Below are 13,923 nucleotides of genomic sequence, written 5' to 3'. Positions count from 1 at the left end.
CCGGCGATTCAGGGGGGTTGGGGAAAGCGCCTCATGCGCCGTCTCATGATGCGCCATCTCGTGGCGGCCCGCGCGCGGCCGGCACGCGGCACCGGGGGCCGGCCGCCGGGCATGGCGGCGGGCCGCCTCGCGCTCTTCGCGGCGCTGCTCGCGCTCGCGGCCTGCGCCCGCCCGCCGGCGCCGGGGGAGGAGCAGGCGCTGGTGGACCGCGCCACCCTCTCCGTGCAGGAGATCCTCGGCCACGGCAACGACCGGCTGAACGCGCAGAGCCTGCTGCGCCGCGCCCGCGCCGCCATGGTCTGCCCGCGCGTCTTCCGCGCCGGCTTCTTCTTCGGCGGCCAGGGCGGCGGCTGCGTGCTGCTCGCCCGCGACGCCGCCGGCTCCTGGTCCTCGCCCGCCTTCTACACCCTGGGCTCGGCGAGCTTCGGCCTGCAGGCCGGCATCCAGGACGCGCAGGTGCTGATAATGGTGATGAACGACCGGGCGCTGAACGCCCTGCTCGACAGCCAGTTCAAGTTCGGCGCCGACGCCTCCATCGCCTTCGCCACCCTCGGCGGCTCGGTGGAGGGGGCGACCACGGCCGCCGCCGGGGCGGACATCGTCGCCGTCGCCCGCGCCCGCGGCCTCTATGCGGGGCTGACGCTCGAGGGCTCGCTGCTCTCCGCCCGCAGCGACTGGAACCGCGCCTATTACGGGCGCGAGGTGGGGCCGCGGCAGATCGTCATCGGCATGGAGGTGCACAACCCGGGCGCCGACCCGCTGCGCGCCATGCTGCTGCGCTTCGGCGGCGCCGCGCCCGCGGCGGCGGCCCAGGCCCCGGCCGCGCAGCCGCAGCCGGCGATGCAGGCCGCCCCGGCGGGCGGGGTGCAGGCCACGCCGCTGCCGCCGCTGCGCTAGCGATGCCCGGCCGCGGACGGCCCGCCATGCGGAAGGCGCCGGGGAGGCCGCGCGGACTGCCGCGCCTCGCCGCGGCGCTGCTCGCCCTCGCCCTCCCGCTCGCCGCCCCCGCCGCGGCGCAGACGCGCGAGCAGGCGCTCGTGGACCAGGCCGCGCTGACGGTGCAGGAGCTGCTGACCACCGGCGAGCCGTCGGCGCGGCGCGACGCCGAGGGCCTGCTGCGGCGGGCGCGGGCGGTGCTGGTCTGCCCGCGCGTCTTCCGCGCCGGCTTCGTGCTCGGCGGAGAGGGCGGGAGCTGCGTGCTGCTCGCCCGCGACGCCGCCGGCTCCTGGTCCTCGCCCGCCTTCTACGGCCTCGCCTCGGGCTCCCTCGGCCTGCAGATCGGCGTGCAGGACATGCAGGTGATGATGCTGGTCATGACCGGGCGCGGCCTCGCGGCGCTGATGGACAGCCAGGTGAAGATCGGCGCCGACGTCGCCATCGCCGTCGCCACCCTGGGCGCCGGGCTCGAGGGCGCGACCACGGCGGCGGGCGGGGCGGACATCGTGGCGCTGGCGCGCAGCCGCGGCCTGTTCGCCGGCATCGCGCTCGAGGGTTCGCTGCTCTCCGCCCGCAGCGCCTCCAACCGCGCCTACTACGGGCGCGAGGTGGGGCCGCGGCAGATCGTCCTCGGCATGGAGGCGCACAACCCGGGCGCCGACCCGCTGCGCGCGGCGCTGCTGCGCCACGGCGCGGCGGCGCGCTGAGCCGGGAGGGAGGGGCGCGCCGCCCGTGACCGCCCCCGCCCCGCCCGGCGCGCTGCTCTGCCTTCTCGCCACCGGGCGCAGCGGCAGCACGCTGCTGCAGCGCCTGCTCAACCTGCACGACTCGGTGGTGATGTTCGGCGAGCACAACGGCCTCGCCGGCACGCTGCTCGGCCTGTGGCACCAGCTCTTCGGCCCCTGGGCGGGGGAGCGGATCGCGCGGGCCGCGCGCTTCGTGCCGGAGATGCTGGCCTCCCGCCCCATCGCCGCGCCGGAGGGCTGGTCCATCGAATGGGCCAATGCCTGCACCGAGGCCACGGCGCTGCCCGCCTTCCGGCGCTTCCTGGAAGACCTGCTGTTCCCGCCCGCGCTGCGCCGGCCGGGGATGCGCTACTGGGGCTTCAAGGAGATCCGCTACGGCCCGGCGGAGGCCGCCTTCCTGGCGCGGCTGTTCCCCGAGGGGCGGTTCCTGGTGCTGCTGCGCGACCCGGTGGCGATCCAGAGGAGCCGCGCCGCGACCGGCGCCTGGTATCCGGGCCTCGACGCGGCGCAGGCGGCGGCGGCGATGCACCGGGAGTTCCAGGCGCTCTGCGACGCCTGGGAGGTGCTGCGCGCGCTTCCCGGCGGGCGCGCCCGGCTGGTCTCCTGCGAGGCGTTGACCGAGGCGCCGCGGCGCGTGCTGGAGGGCATCGCCGCCTGGGCCGGCCTGCCGCCCTTCGACCCGGAGCGGGTGGCGGCGGTGATGGGGGCGCCGCACCGCCCCGGCGGCGGCGACCCGCACCGCGTCGCCGCCTTCCTCGACGCCTACCGCGCCGGGCCGGCCGAGGCGGACCGGGCGCGCTGGCGGGCGGCGCTGGCGGAGGCGGCGGGCGGCTGACACGGCCGGCGGCCTCGCCGGAGGTGCCCGCGCGCGGGCCCGCCGGCATGGGCGGCGGGCGGGACGGTTGCGCATCGCGCCCCGGGGCCTGATGTATGCGCCGCCCCGTCTGCCCGAGGATGGTCCCTTGCCGGAGCCCCTCCCCTTCTGGAAGGCCAAGCCGCTCGAGCGCATGAGCCGCGCCGAGTGGGAGAGCCTGTGCGACGGCTGCGGCCGCTGCTGCCTGCACAAGCTGCGCGACGAGGACACCGGCCGCCTCGCCTTCACCAACGTCGCCTGCCGGCTGCTCAACATCCCCTCCTGCCGCTGCGCCGACTACGAGAACCGCCGCAAATGGGTGCCGGACTGCGTCCGCCTCACCCCGGCGCGGGTGCGCCGGCTCGACTGGCTGCCGCCGACCTGCGCCTACCGCCTGCTGGCCGAGGGCAAGGACCTGCCCTGGTGGCACCCCCTCGTCTCCGGCGATCCGGAGACGGTGCACAGGGCCGGCGTCTCGGTGCGCGGCCGCGCGGTGCGCGAGCGCGACGCCGGCGCGCTCGGGGATCACGTCGTGCGCTGGCCCGGCCTGGTGCCGCCGCGCGCGCAGGCCCCCGCTCCCCCAGCGAAAGGACCCGGAACCGGATGAAGGACGCGCTGTTCGGCGGCATCAACGCCGCGGTGCTGACCGCGATGCGGCAGGACCTCTCCCCCGACCCCGACCGCATGGCGGCGCATTGCCGCTGGCTGCTGGCGCATGGCTGCAACGGCCTCGGCGTGCTCGGCACCACCGGCGAGGCCAACAGCTTCGGCCTCTCCGAGCGCAAGGAGATCCTGGAGGGGCTGATCGCGCGCGGCATCCCGGCCGCGCGCATGATGCCCGGCACCGGCTGCGCCAGCCTCTCCGACACGGTGGAGCTGACGCTGCACGCGAGGGCGCAGGGCTGCCGCGGCGTGCTGGTGCTGCCGCCCTTCTACTACAAGAATCCCTCCGACGACGGACTGTTCGCCTACTTCGCCGAGCTGGTGCAGCGCACGGGCGGCGGCATCGCGCTCTACCTCTACCACTTCCCGCAGCAATCGGCGGTGCCGTTCAGCCTCTCGCTGATCGAGCGGCTGCTGAAGGCCTTCCCCGGCGCCTTCCGCGGCGTGAAGGACAGTTCGGGCGACTACGCCAACATGAAGGCGATGATCGACGCCTTCGCGGCCGAGGGCTTCGAGGTCTATTCCGGCTCGGACGAGTTCGTGCAGCGCATCCTCGCCGATGGCGGCGCGGGCTGCATCACCGCCGCCTCCAACGCCAACTGCCCCTGGGGCGGCATCGTCTACGCGAAGCGCACCGGGCCGGAGGCCGACGCGGCGCAGGCGGTGCTGACCGCGACGCGCCGCGCCGCGACCTCGGTGCCGCTGATCCCGGGGCTGCGCGAGATCATCGCCCGCTCCACCGGCGACGATGGCTGGCGCACCATCCGCCCGCCGCACCTGCCGCTGACGCCGGCGCAGGCGGATGCCGTCTGGGCCGCCTGGGAGGCCGCCGGCGCGCTGCCCCTGCAGGGCCTCGCCGCGCCGAAGGCCGCCGAATGAGCGGCGCGAGCCCGCCCGCCGACGGCGGCGGGACGCTGCGCTGCCGCGCCCCGGCGGTGGCGACGGTGCAGCAGGACGATGCGCAGCTGCGCGTCACCCGCTGGGATTTCGCGCCGGGCGCCGAGACCGGCTGGCACCGCCATGGCTGGCACTACGTGGTGGTGCCGGTCACCGACGGGACGCTGCTGCTGGAGCTTCCCGGCGGCGAGAGGGTGACGGCGCGGCTGACGGCGGGCGTCTCCTACAGCCGCCCGGCCGGGGTCGAGCACAACGTGGTCAATGCCGGCGACCGCCCGCTCTCCTTCGTCGAGATCGAGCTGAAGGGGCTGCCGGGCTAGGGCGGTTTCCACCCGGCTGTGGGGCGGAAACCGCTCTAGTCGGGGCGGATGTTGCCGGCGCGGATCACCTCCGCCCATTTGCGGATCTCGTTGGCGTTGAACCGCGCCAGCTCCTCCGGCGTGCCGCCCCCCGCCACCGCGCCCTGCGCCTCCAGCGCCTCGCGGAAGCGGGGCGAGGCGATGAAGCGGCCGACCTCCTCGTTCAGGCGGCGGATCACCGGCTCGGGCGTGCCCGCCGGGGCGTAGAGCGCGGTCCAGGTGTAGGCGTCGTAGCCGGGCAGGCCGCTCTCCGCGATCGTCGGCACATCCGGCCAGGAGGGGATGCGCCGGGCGGTGCTGATCGCCAGCACCTTGAGCCGCCCCGCCCGCACCTGCGGGCCCGAGGAAAGGGCGCTGTCGAACAGCACGTCGCACTCCCCGGCCATGGCGGCGAGGATGGCGGGGCCGCTGCCGCGGTAGGGGATGTGCTGCATCTCGATGCCGGCCATCGCCTTGAACAGCTCGGCCGCGAGGTGCGAGGGCTGGCCGTTGCCGATCGAGCAGTAGTTCAGCCGCCCGGCCCGTTCGCGGGCATGGGCGACGAACTCCTGCACCGTGTTCGGCGCGCGGTCGGGCGGCGTCACCATCAGCAGGGGATAGGTCGCGGTCAGGATCACCGGCGCGAAGTGGTGCACCGGATCGTAGGGCAGGTTTGGGAACAGGCTGGGGTTGATGCTGTGGGTGCCGGAGGAGCCCATCAGCAGCGTGTGGCCGTCCGGCGCGGCGCGCGCCACCGCCTCGGCGCCGATCATGCCGGAGGCGCCGCCGCGGTTCTCGACGATCACCGGCTGGCGCAGCGGGCCGGTGATGCCCTCGGCGATCAGCCGCGTGACCACATCGGTGGAACCGCCCGGCGGGAAGGGCACGATGATGCGCACCGGCCGCTCCGGCCAGGCGGCCGGCGTCTGGGCAAAGGCGGGCGCGGTGGCGAGCGCCGCGCCGAGCGCGATCAGGCCGCGGCGGCGCATGGGCGTGTTCCTCCTCCTCTCGGGCCATGCCCGCGGGCCGGCCGTTGCGGCGGAGTGTAGCCGGGCCCGCCGGGCGCTGTCGCTGCCGGGGCGCGGGGGCGGCTTGCAATTCGCAAGCCAGCCTGCTTGCCTCCCCGCTGGCTTGCATCCTGCAAGCCATGCCCGCCAGGGAGCCGCCCATGGGCCGCACCGATTTCGCCCGGCACCGCTGCCCCGTCGCCCGCTCCATGGCGGTGCTGGGGGAACGCTGGGCCATCCTCGTGCTGCGCGAGGCCTTCTACGGCACCACTCGCTTCGACGACTTCCAGCGCCATCTCGGCATCGCCCCCAACATCCTGAGCGCGCGGCTGCGCAGCCTGGTGGCGCACGGGTTGCTGGAGCGGGGCGAAGGCCCCCGCGCCGAATACCGCCTGACCGAGAAGGGGCGGGACTTCTTCCCCGCCTACCTCGCCCTGAAGCGCTGGGCGGACCGCTGGATGGCCCCGCCGGAGGGGCCGGTGGTGGTGCTGCGCGAGCGCGTCACCGGCGAGGAGGTGACGGCGCCGCCGCCGCTCGGCCGCGACGGCAGGCCGCTCGGCCCCGAGGATGTGCGCGCGCTGCCCGGCCCCGGCGCCTCGCCCGCGCTGCGCGCCCGCCTCGGCGGCGCCGATGCCTGAAGGCGCCGCCTCGGCCGCGGCGCGCGCCACGCCCCCCGTCCCCACTTGGCGGCTGGTTCTCGCCCTCGCCGCCCCCACCACCGCGGTGGCGCTGCTGCAATCCGCCTGCCAGCTCGTCGAGCCGGTGCTGGCCGCCCGCCAGGGCACGGCGGCCCTGGCCGGCTGGGCGGTGGTGCTGCCCTTTGTCCTGCTGCTGCAGCAGATGTCCACCGGGGCGATGGGCGGCGGCGTGGTCTCGGCCATCGCCCGCGCCCTCGGCGCCGGGCGGCGGGAGGAGGCCTCGGCCCTGGTGGTGCATGCGCTGGTGATCGCCTGCGGCTTCGGCCTCGCCTTCGCGGTGCTGCTCGCGGGCTTCCCGCGCGCCGTGCTCGGCCCGATCGGCGGGGCGGAGGCGGCCGCGGCGGCGGCACCCTACGCCGCCTGGCTGTTCGGCGCCGGGGCGGTGCCGGCCTGGCTCGCCAACACCCTGGCCTCGGTGCTGCGCGGCGGCGGGCGGCATGCTCTGGCCTCGCGCGTGCTGAGCCTCGCCTGGCTGGCCTATCCGCCGCTCGCCTGGGCGCTGATGGAGCCGGCGGGGCTCGGCCTCGCCGGGGCGGGCATCGCCTTCGCCCTGGCCATGTGGGGGGCGACGCTCGGCATGGCGGCGGTGGTGCTGGCCGGCGGGGCGGGATTCCGGCCGAGCTTCGGGGTGCCGCTGCAGGCGGCGCTGTTCCGGCGCATCCTCTCGGTCGGGCTCGTCGCCTGCGGCACCGCGGTGCTCGCCAACCTGACGACGATCCTGGTCACCGCGCGCATCGCCCGCCACGGGGCGGCGGCGGTCGCCGCCTATGGGGTGGCGGCGCGGCTGGAGTTCCTGATGGTGCCGCTCGCCTTCGGCATCGGCTCGGCGCTGACGGCGCTGGTCGGGCGCGCGGCGGGCGCCGGGGATTGGGCGGCGGCGCGGCGCATCGCCTGGACCGGCGGGGCGATGGCGCTGGCGGCGACCGGCGCGGTCGGCCTCGCGGTCGCCCTCTTCCCCGGGGCCACGGTGCGGATCTTCACCCAGGACCCGGCGGTGGGGACGATCGCGGCCGAGGCGCTCTCCATCATCGGCCCCGCCCTGCCCGGCTTCGGCCTCGGCATGGCGCTCTACTTCGCCGCCATGGGCGCGGGGCGGATGGCCTGGCCGGTGGCGGCGGCGCTGGCGCGGATCGGCATCGCGGTGGGCGGCGGCTGGGTGCTCGCCGACCTGTTCGGCCTCGGCCTCACGGGACAGTTCCTGGCCGTCGCGCTCGGCATCACCGCCCTCGGCGCGGTCAATGCCGCGGCGGTGCGGCCGGGGGTCTGGCCGGGGCGGGGGTGACCCTGCCCACAGGCAGCAGGGAATCGCAAGACAGGCATTTCAACCCATACGTTCGGGCGGTAATCTGCCTTTCCGTATTCTCACGAAAGAATGACGTGAAGGACATGATTCCTCCCGTCCCGCATCCGCTGCCCGGCGACCCCGCCCCCTGGTTCCACGCCGAGACCGTCAACAATCCCCGTTACAATTTCGCCTCCGTCGCGGGGCGTTACGTGCTGGTGGCCTTCCCGGGCCCGTCGGCGCATCCGGCGGCGATCGCGGCGCACCGGGCGCTGCGCGAGGCGCGGGCCGAGGGGCTGCTCGACGATGCGCGCTGCGCCGGCTTCGCCGTCAGCGTGGACCCCGCCGACGACGCCGAGGGCGGGCCGCGGGACGCGGTGCCGGGGCTGCGCATCCTGCGCGACCGCGACGGGGCGGTGAGCCGGCTCTGGGGCGTGCTGCTGCCGCTGGAGGGCGGGGTGGCGCGCTACCTGCCGAGCGCCTTCCTGCTCGACCCCATGCTGCGCGTGCTGGCCTGCGGCGCCATCGCCGATCTGCCGGCCCTGCTCGACCTGCTGCGCCGCCTGCCGCCGCCGGCTTTGCATGGCGGGGCGGAAGCGCCGGCGCCGGTGCTGCTGCTGCCGCGGGTGTTCGAGCCGGAGCTGTGCCGCCGCCTCGTCGCGCTCTACGAGGCGGAGGGCGGCACCGAGAGCGGCTTCATGGTGGAGCGGGAGGGCCGCACCGTCGGCGTGCTCGACCCGCGCCACAAGCGCCGCCGCGACTGCGAGATCCGCGAGGAGGCGCTGCGCGCCGCCATCCGCGAGCGCGTCAGCCGGCGCATCGCGCCCGAGATGCGGAAGGCCTTCCACTTCGCGCCGACGCGCATCGAGCGCTACATCGTCGCCTGCTACGACGCGGCCGAGGGCGGGCATTTCCGCGCGCACCGCGACAACACCACGCCCGGCACCGCGCACCGGCGCTTCGCCGTCAGCATCAACCTGAACGACGACTATGAGGGCGGGGCGCTGTGGTTCCCCGAATTCGGCCCGCGCCGCTACCGCCCGCCGATGGGCGGGGCGGTGGTGTTCTCCTGCTCCCTCCTGCACGAGGCGACGCCGGTGACGCGCGGCACGCGCTACGCCTGCCTTCCCTTCCTCTACGACGAGGCGGCGGCGCGGCTGCGCGAGGCGAATCGCACCAGCCTCGCCGAGGCCGGGGCGGCGGAGGGCGGCTGAGCGCAGCCCGGCGGGCGGAACAGGCCGCCGGCGGCGGCGTTGCGCCGGAGCCGCGGGAGGACGCGGCGCATCCGCAGCCGGGGCGGATCGCGGACGGCCGGAACGGCCGGAAGGGCGAATCTGCTCCGTGCGCAACGAACCGGAGCCGCCCATGCCGCGCCCCCCGCTGCCCTACCGCCCCGACATCGAGCGGCCCGAGCCACGAGAGGCCGAGACCGCGGCGGCGCTGCGCCGGCGCATGCGCGGCATCCAGGAGACCACCTTCCGGCACTACGGCCACGCCATGCGCGGCATCCACACCAAGAGCCACGGCCTGCTCGAGGGCGAGATGGTGGTGCCGGAGGGCCTGCCGCCGGAGCTGGCGCAGGGGATGTTCGCCCGGCCGGGCCGCTACCCCGTGGTGATGCGCCTCTCCACCAACCGGGGCGACGTGATCGACGACGACATCTCCGTCCCCCGCGGCATGGCGATCAAGGTGATCGGGGTCGAGGGCGAGCGCCTTCCCGGCTCCGAGGGCGAGGTGACGCAGGACTTCGTCATGGTGAACCAGCCCGCCTTCACCGAGCCCGACCTGCGGGTCTTCCTGCGCAACATCACCGTCGTCGAGGCCACGACCGACACCGGCCAGGCGTGGAAGAAGGGCCTCGCCGCGCTGCTGCGGCCGGCGGTCAGCACCCTCCGGGCGCTCGGCTTTCGTCCCTGGACGCTGACCACCATGGGCGGGCACCCGGCGACCCACCCGCTGGGCGAGACCTTCCACACCCAGGTGCCGTTCCGCTACGGCGAGCATGTCGCCAAGCTTTCCCTTGCGCCCGCCTCCCCGGCGCTGCTGGCGCTGCGGGGCGCGCCGCTCGACCTGCGCGGCCGGCCGAACGGGCTGCGCGAGGCGGTGATCGCCTTCTTCCGCGAGCATGGCGCCGAGTGGGAGCTCCGCGTGCAGCTCCGCACCAACCCCGACACCATGCCGATCGAGAACGCATCCGTCGTCTGGCCGGAGGCGGAGAGCCCCCACCGGACGGTGGCGCGTCTCATCGTCCCGCCGCAGCCCGCCTGGAGCGAGGCGCGCGCCCGGCAGGTGGATGACGGCCTGGCCTTCAGCCCCTGGCACGGGCTCGCGGCGCACCGGCCGCTCGGCGCGATCAACCGCGCCCGGCGCGCCGCCTATGAGGAGGGGGCGCGGTTCCGCGCCGAGCGCAACCGCCGCCAGATCCGCGAGCCGCGGGCGCGGCTCGTCCTCGCGCCGGATCCGCCCGCGGTGTTCGGCGCCGCGCCCGGGCGTGAGGGACGGCGCCCCGGTACGCCCGACGCGCCGCCCGGCGCCTGGAGCCCGCCGATGCGCCCGACGGCGCGCGGCCTCGCCATCGGCGCGGCGGCCGGGCTCGCCCTCGTCCTCGGCGGCGCGCTGCTCCGCCACGCCCCTGGGGGCGCGGTGCGGCTCGCGCTGCTGGCGGCGCTGCTCGGCACGGCGGCGGCCGGGCGCCTCCTCCTCCGCCCCGGGCGGCGCGCCCTGGCAGGCCGGCGCGGCGCCTGATCCGCGGAGGCTCGACCCCGCCGCGCTTCCGCGCGATGGTGCGCCCCGCCGAGGGCTGCGGAGGGAGCGGGATGAGCGGTGCGGTGGGCAAGGCCGTGGTGGTGGGCTTCGGCCTGATGGGCTGCGACATCGCGGCCGTCTTCCTGGCCGGGGGCTGGCACGTGACGGCGGTGGAGCCCGACCGCGCCGCCTGGCCGGAGCGGCTGGATCGCGTGGCACTCTCCCTCGACCAGCTCGGCGCCCGCCCGGCGCGGGTGGAGCTGCTCGACCTCGTCACCACCCTCGCCGATGTCGGCTTCGCCGATGCCGGGGTGGTGGTGGAGGCGGTGCCGGAGCGGCTCGACCTCAAGCGCGAGGTGTTCGCGGCGCTGGACCGGCTGGTGCCGGAGGGGGTGCCGGTGGCCTCCAACGCCTCGGGCTTCCGCATCACCGACATCGCCGAGGGCTGCGCTACCCGCGCGCGGATGGCCAACCTGCACTTCTTCCTGCCCGCGCACCTGGTTCCCGGCGTCGAGGTGGTGCAGGGCGAGCACACCGATCCCGCGGTGTGCGACCGGCTGGCGGAGATCATGGCGAGCCTCGGCCGGGTGCCGATCCGCGTCGCGCGCGACGTGCCGGGCTTCCTGGCCAACCGCATCCAGCACGCCATGGTGCGCGAGTGCTTCCACGCCCTGGACCAGGGCCTGGCGAGCGCGGAGGATGTGGACAACGCCGTGCGCTTCACCTTCGGCATGCGGCTGATGGGCGCCGGGCCGATCCTGCAGAAGGAGCTGGCGGGGCTGGAGACGCAGCTCGCCGCGGCGCGCACCATCTACCCCACCCTCTGCAACAGCGCCGAGCCGAGCCCGACGCTGGCGCGGCTGGTGGCCGAGGGGCGCCTCGGCGCCAAGACCGGGCGCGGCGTCCGCGACTGGCCGCCGGAGGCGGTGGCGCGGGAGCGGGAGCGCTACGAGCGGATGCTGCGCGCGGCGCTGGCGCTGCTGCGCCAGGAAGGCTGATCCGTTGGGCGGCCTCCCGCGGACGCCCCCGCGCGCGGGGCGGCGGCCACGGACAGGCGAGCCGTGAAGGCGGCCGGTGGCATGGGCGGGGCGCGGTTTTGCTGCGCCTCGCCACCGTGCTAGAGCAGATCCCGTTCAGGTGGCCCCGCCTGAACGGATGAAGATGCCTGCGCATCAAGAGGCCGGGGCGTTTGCCGTGGGTTGGGGCGAACGGAAAATGCTCCAGGAGCCAAGCGGGCCGGGTTAGCACAGCGGTAGTGCAGCGGTTTTGTAAACCGAAGGTCGGGGGTTCGAATCCCTCACCCGGCATCGCCAGACTCCCCGGCGTCATCAGACGGATAAAGGCCGGAGGGCGGCGGTTTCCGCTACGGCCTGCCGGACCGGCCTCGCGCCCTGCTACGGGGTCCCGCATCGGTCCACAGCCGCGCGCCGTCAGCCCGGCGCCCGCCGCAGCCAGCGCACATAGCCCTCGGTGGTCTGCACGGTGGCATGGCTGAGGTGACGCGACACCTCGAAGATCGGCATGCCGCGCCGCAGCGCGCGGACACCTCAGGTGTGGCGGAGGTCGTGGCAGCGGAAGGGGTGGAAGCACGCCACCATCCGGCCGTAGGCGTAGGCGAACCCCCGCCGCCTCGGCGCGCGCGATAGCGGTCGCGGCACCCCAAATAGGGAGAGTCATCTCGCGCGTGAAGGTGCCGAGAGGCATAGGGGGGGGTGGCCGCCTCGCCCGGCGCCTGCCGAGCTGTAGCAATCGGCGTCCACCGACCGACGCTGGCGCTGCGTGTCAGCACGAAGCCGCCGCGCGTGTCCCGTCGAGCGCGCACCACCATTACCAGGTATTGCCGGCCGCGGCCCGCCAGGTCGGCCACCGCTCGCACCGACTCGGCCAGGTCCGCCACCGTCACTGGCTGGTCGCCGTAGGCCGACCACCAGGCGGTGAAGAGTTCCGCCACCCGCTGCCGGCGCGGGTCCTTTGCCTTGGCGTCCGCCACGCGAAGCACCGGGTCGCGGCAGCCGAGCGCCACCAGCGGGTCGCGGCACTACCGAGCCCAATCGGCGAAGCTGCCGAGAGACCATTCCGCCAGCAGCGCGTCGACCATCTGCCGGCCCCACCGCCAGACCGTCAGCGCATCCGTCAACAGCGCCCCGCGCGCGGCGAGCGTGTCGGCACCGAAGTTGCCGCGGAAGTCGCGCGCCGGAGGCCTCCGTCCCGGCGTCGAGTTCCACTGTCAGGAACTGCCGCGCCATGTCCTCCGACAACAGCAGCCCCTTGCCGGTGCCCGCGCCGGAATACTCGGGCGCCCGCACCAACAGCCCCGGTGCCAGCCAAAGGCAGGGGCGGCAAACCGCCGTCAGCAGCGCGCAGAGGAACGCGCTTTCGTCCGCGCCGGGCGGCTTCGCCATGTCCAGCACCGGCACCGGCGCGCTTGCCTCCGCCACGCGCTCGGCATCGGCAAAGGCGAAGGTGCGGAACCACCGCCGCAGCCGCAGCAGCGCCGCCGCGGCATCCTCGCGCGACGGCGCGGCCGGCACCGTCACCGCGGGCACGCGCTCGCACCACAGGCGCGTCTCGGGGTCGTATCCCTCGGCGGCGCGGATCGTCCCGTCGGGATGCAGCAACGGCGCCGATGTGATGCTGTCGAGCGGGCGCAGCTCCCACCCGTCATGATTGTCGAGGTAGAGCTTCGCCACGCGCTCAGGCAGCGTAATGTCCTGCCCACTTCATCTCGCCGCTGCCGCGGTTCCTCACCCATTGCCAGGGGCGGGCGATGCGGTGCGCCTCGTTCACCACCCCGTTGAGCGTCAGCGGCTCCACCACGAAGCCGTCGCGCGTCCAGTCGCGGGCGATGCGCGCCGGGCCGTCGCGGTCGAACAGATGCGGCACGGTGGCGAGCATCGCGGGCAGCTCGCCTGCCGTGTCGGGCAGGTCGGCGCCATTCACCAGCAGGTCGGCCCAGCCGCGCGGATCAACCGGCGGCTCGGGCGCCTCGCGCTCGGCTTCCTCGGCCTGCCGCTGTGTGCGCAGCGCCGCGGCCCGCAGCGCGTCGAGTTCGGCCACCGGCACGCGATGCTTGCGCGCCATGTCCAGTCGAGCGGCAAGCCAATCCTCGCGCGCCATCGCGGCAGCCCGCGCCACATCGGCGCGCAGCGCGTCGCCCGGCGTCTCCGCCCGTGGCGGCTCGGCCATCGCCTGCGCCAGCATGGCGCGCAGCGTGTCGGCGGTGGTGCCCTCCGGCAGCGGGTCCGCCACGTCCATCCCGCGGGCCAGTCGCGCGGCACCGGCACCACCACCGCGCGGGCAGCCCCGGCAGCGCTGGCGGCCTTCGCCACCTCGGCCGCGGCCTTGTGCCCCGGCGCGTCGTTGTCGGGCCACGTGGCCACCAGGCGCCCGCGCAGCGGGGTCCAATCCGCCCTGCTCACCGCCTGCGCGCCGCTGGGCGTGCGGCGAGCGTGTCGAGCCCATAGAACGGCGCGGCTCGGGCGGTGCCTTCCACCGCCAGCCCTCCGCCCCGCAGGACAGGGGCAGGATTTGCTTGCGCACGCTGGGCGGATCGAAGCGGCAGACCGCGAACAGCAGCGCGCCAGCCGCGTCGCGGTAGTGCCAGGTCGCGGCGGGCGTGCCGTGGCGGCGATGGGTTGACGTCGCGGTCAGGGGTACGGGCCGGAACTGCGCGGGCGGGTGCTGACGGCCTGCGATGGCGGGGTGAGGGTGCGCGCGGTGGCGGAGCGGCTGATGGTCAGCCCGTCCCATGTCGTGAA

At 75.7% G+C, this 13,923-nt stretch carries 14 protein-coding genes and 1 tRNA gene; 13 read left to right on the top strand and 2 right to left on the bottom strand.

The window, feature by feature from the left end; genetic code table 11:
- Positions 1–33 precede the first annotated feature (33 nt).
- From ET526_RS14495 to ET526_RS14470, 6 genes are all read left to right on the top strand, one after another.
- Positions 34–897 carry a lipid-binding SYLF domain-containing protein gene (locus ET526_RS14495; RefSeq protein WP_240048406.1) on the top strand — a complete coding sequence of 288 codons (864 nt, stop codon included), beginning with the start codon at positions 34–36 and terminating at the stop codon, positions 895–897.
- Positions 898–923: 26 nt separating this feature from the next.
- Positions 924–1,643: a lipid-binding SYLF domain-containing protein gene (locus ET526_RS14490; protein ID WP_135468420.1), complete on the top strand. Its 720-nt coding sequence runs from the start codon at positions 924–926 to the stop codon at positions 1,641–1,643.
- Between the two features lie 25 nt (positions 1,644–1,668).
- Entirely contained in the window at positions 1,669–2,517 is an 849-nt protein-coding gene (locus ET526_RS14485; RefSeq protein ID WP_135468419.1) for a sulfotransferase, read from the top strand.
- A gap of 127 nt (positions 2,518–2,644) precedes the next feature.
- The gene (locus ET526_RS14480) at positions 2,645–3,142 is read left to right on the top strand and encodes a YcgN family cysteine cluster protein (protein ID WP_204623643.1); all 498 of its coding nucleotides are present in this window, start codon (positions 2,645–2,647) and stop codon (positions 3,140–3,142) included.
- Positions 3,139–4,077 (top strand): dihydrodipicolinate synthase family protein, encoded by a 939-nt coding sequence (locus ET526_RS14475; protein WP_135468418.1) that lies wholly within the window; start codon positions 3,139–3,141, stop codon positions 4,075–4,077. The genes ET526_RS14480 and ET526_RS14475 overlap by 4 nt, the downstream gene beginning before the upstream one ends.
- Positions 4,074–4,415, top strand: coding sequence for a cupin domain-containing protein (locus tag ET526_RS14470; RefSeq protein WP_135468417.1), 342 nt, complete (start codon positions 4,074–4,076; stop codon positions 4,413–4,415). The genes ET526_RS14475 and ET526_RS14470 overlap by 4 nt, the downstream gene beginning before the upstream one ends.
- Positions 4,416–4,450: 35 nt before the next feature.
- On the opposite strand, the gene ET526_RS14465 is transcribed toward ET526_RS14470, so the two are convergent.
- Entirely contained in the window at positions 4,451–5,422 is a 972-nt protein-coding gene (locus tag ET526_RS14465) for a Bug family tripartite tricarboxylate transporter substrate binding protein (protein ID WP_135468416.1), read from the bottom strand.
- A gap of 179 nt (positions 5,423–5,601) precedes the next feature.
- Between ET526_RS14465 and ET526_RS14460 the strand changes: the two genes are divergently transcribed.
- The 7 genes from ET526_RS14460 (at position 5,602) to ET526_RS14430 (ending at position 12,832) form a co-directional block, all read left to right on the top strand.
- The gene (locus tag ET526_RS14460) at positions 5,602–6,078 is read left to right on the top strand and encodes a winged helix-turn-helix transcriptional regulator (protein ID WP_135468415.1); all 477 of its coding nucleotides are present in this window, start codon (positions 5,602–5,604) and stop codon (positions 6,076–6,078) included.
- A complete protein-coding gene (locus ET526_RS14455) occupies positions 6,071–7,420 on the top strand; it encodes an MATE family efflux transporter (protein ID WP_135468414.1) in 1,350 nt (449 codons plus the stop codon). The genes ET526_RS14460 and ET526_RS14455 overlap by 8 nt, the downstream gene beginning before the upstream one ends.
- 104 nt (positions 7,421–7,524) lie before the next feature.
- Positions 7,525–8,634 (top strand): 2OG-Fe(II) oxygenase, encoded by a 1,110-nt coding sequence (locus ET526_RS14450; protein ID WP_135468413.1) that lies wholly within the window; start codon positions 7,525–7,527, stop codon positions 8,632–8,634.
- A gap of 151 nt (positions 8,635–8,785) precedes the next feature.
- Positions 8,786–10,165 carry a catalase family protein gene (locus ET526_RS14445; RefSeq protein WP_204623641.1) on the top strand — a complete coding sequence of 460 codons (1,380 nt, stop codon included), beginning with the start codon at positions 8,786–8,788 and terminating at the stop codon, positions 10,163–10,165.
- A gap of 71 nt (positions 10,166–10,236) precedes the next feature.
- Positions 10,237–11,163, top strand: coding sequence for a 3-hydroxyacyl-CoA dehydrogenase family protein (locus ET526_RS14440; RefSeq protein WP_135468412.1), 927 nt, complete (start codon positions 10,237–10,239; stop codon positions 11,161–11,163).
- Between the two features lie 237 nt (positions 11,164–11,400).
- Positions 11,401–11,472 (top strand) — tRNA-Thr (locus tag ET526_RS14435).
- A 937-nt stretch (positions 11,473–12,409) separates the two neighbouring features.
- Positions 12,410–12,832 (top strand): hypothetical protein, encoded by a 423-nt coding sequence (locus ET526_RS14430; RefSeq protein ID WP_135468411.1) that lies wholly within the window; start codon positions 12,410–12,412, stop codon positions 12,830–12,832.
- Positions 12,833–12,859: 27 nt separating this feature from the next.
- Here the strand turns inward: ET526_RS14430 and ET526_RS14425 are convergent, their stop codons facing one another.
- A complete protein-coding gene (locus ET526_RS14425) occupies positions 12,860–13,414 on the bottom strand; it encodes a hypothetical protein (RefSeq protein ID WP_135468410.1) in 555 nt (184 codons plus the stop codon).
- Positions 13,415–13,923: the final 509 nt, after the last annotated feature.

Source organism: Crenalkalicoccus roseus, assembly GCF_004761865.1.
In the GTDB taxonomy this organism is placed as follows: domain Bacteria; phylum Pseudomonadota; class Alphaproteobacteria; order Acetobacterales; family Acetobacteraceae; genus Crenalkalicoccus; species Crenalkalicoccus roseus.
Note: the sequence above shows the minus strand (reverse complement) of the source record. Positions and strands in the feature narration are given on the sequence as shown.

Bases quoted from the DNA above. Each gene is read 5' to 3' on its own strand.
- ET526_RS14465 (WP_135468416.1), bottom strand. From the start codon at position 5,422: ATGCGCCGCCGCGGCCTGATCGCGCTCGGCGCGGCGCTCGCCACCGCG.
- ET526_RS14490 (WP_135468420.1), top strand. From the start codon at position 924: ATGCGGAAGGCGCCGGGGAGGCCGCGCGGACTGCCGCGCCTCGCCGCG.
- ET526_RS14440 (WP_135468412.1), top strand. From the start codon at position 10,237: ATGAGCGGTGCGGTGGGCAAGGCCGTGGTGGTGGGCTTCGGCCTGATG.
- ET526_RS14445 (WP_204623641.1), top strand. From the start codon at position 8,786: ATGCCGCGCCCCCCGCTGCCCTACCGCCCCGACATCGAGCGGCCCGAG.
- ET526_RS14455 (WP_135468414.1), top strand. From the start codon at position 6,071: ATGCCTGAAGGCGCCGCCTCGGCCGCGGCGCGCGCCACGCCCCCCGTC.
- ET526_RS14430 (WP_135468411.1), top strand. From the start codon at position 12,410: ATGTCCTCCGACAACAGCAGCCCCTTGCCGGTGCCCGCGCCGGAATAC.
- ET526_RS14495 (WP_240048406.1), top strand. From the start codon at position 34: ATGCGCCGTCTCATGATGCGCCATCTCGTGGCGGCCCGCGCGCGGCCG.
- ET526_RS14475 (WP_135468418.1), top strand. From the start codon at position 3,139: ATGAAGGACGCGCTGTTCGGCGGCATCAACGCCGCGGTGCTGACCGCG.
- ET526_RS14460 (WP_135468415.1), top strand. From the start codon at position 5,602: ATGGGCCGCACCGATTTCGCCCGGCACCGCTGCCCCGTCGCCCGCTCC.
- ET526_RS14450 (WP_135468413.1), top strand. From the start codon at position 7,525: ATGATTCCTCCCGTCCCGCATCCGCTGCCCGGCGACCCCGCCCCCTGG.
- ET526_RS14470 (WP_135468417.1), top strand. From the start codon at position 4,074: ATGAGCGGCGCGAGCCCGCCCGCCGACGGCGGCGGGACGCTGCGCTGC.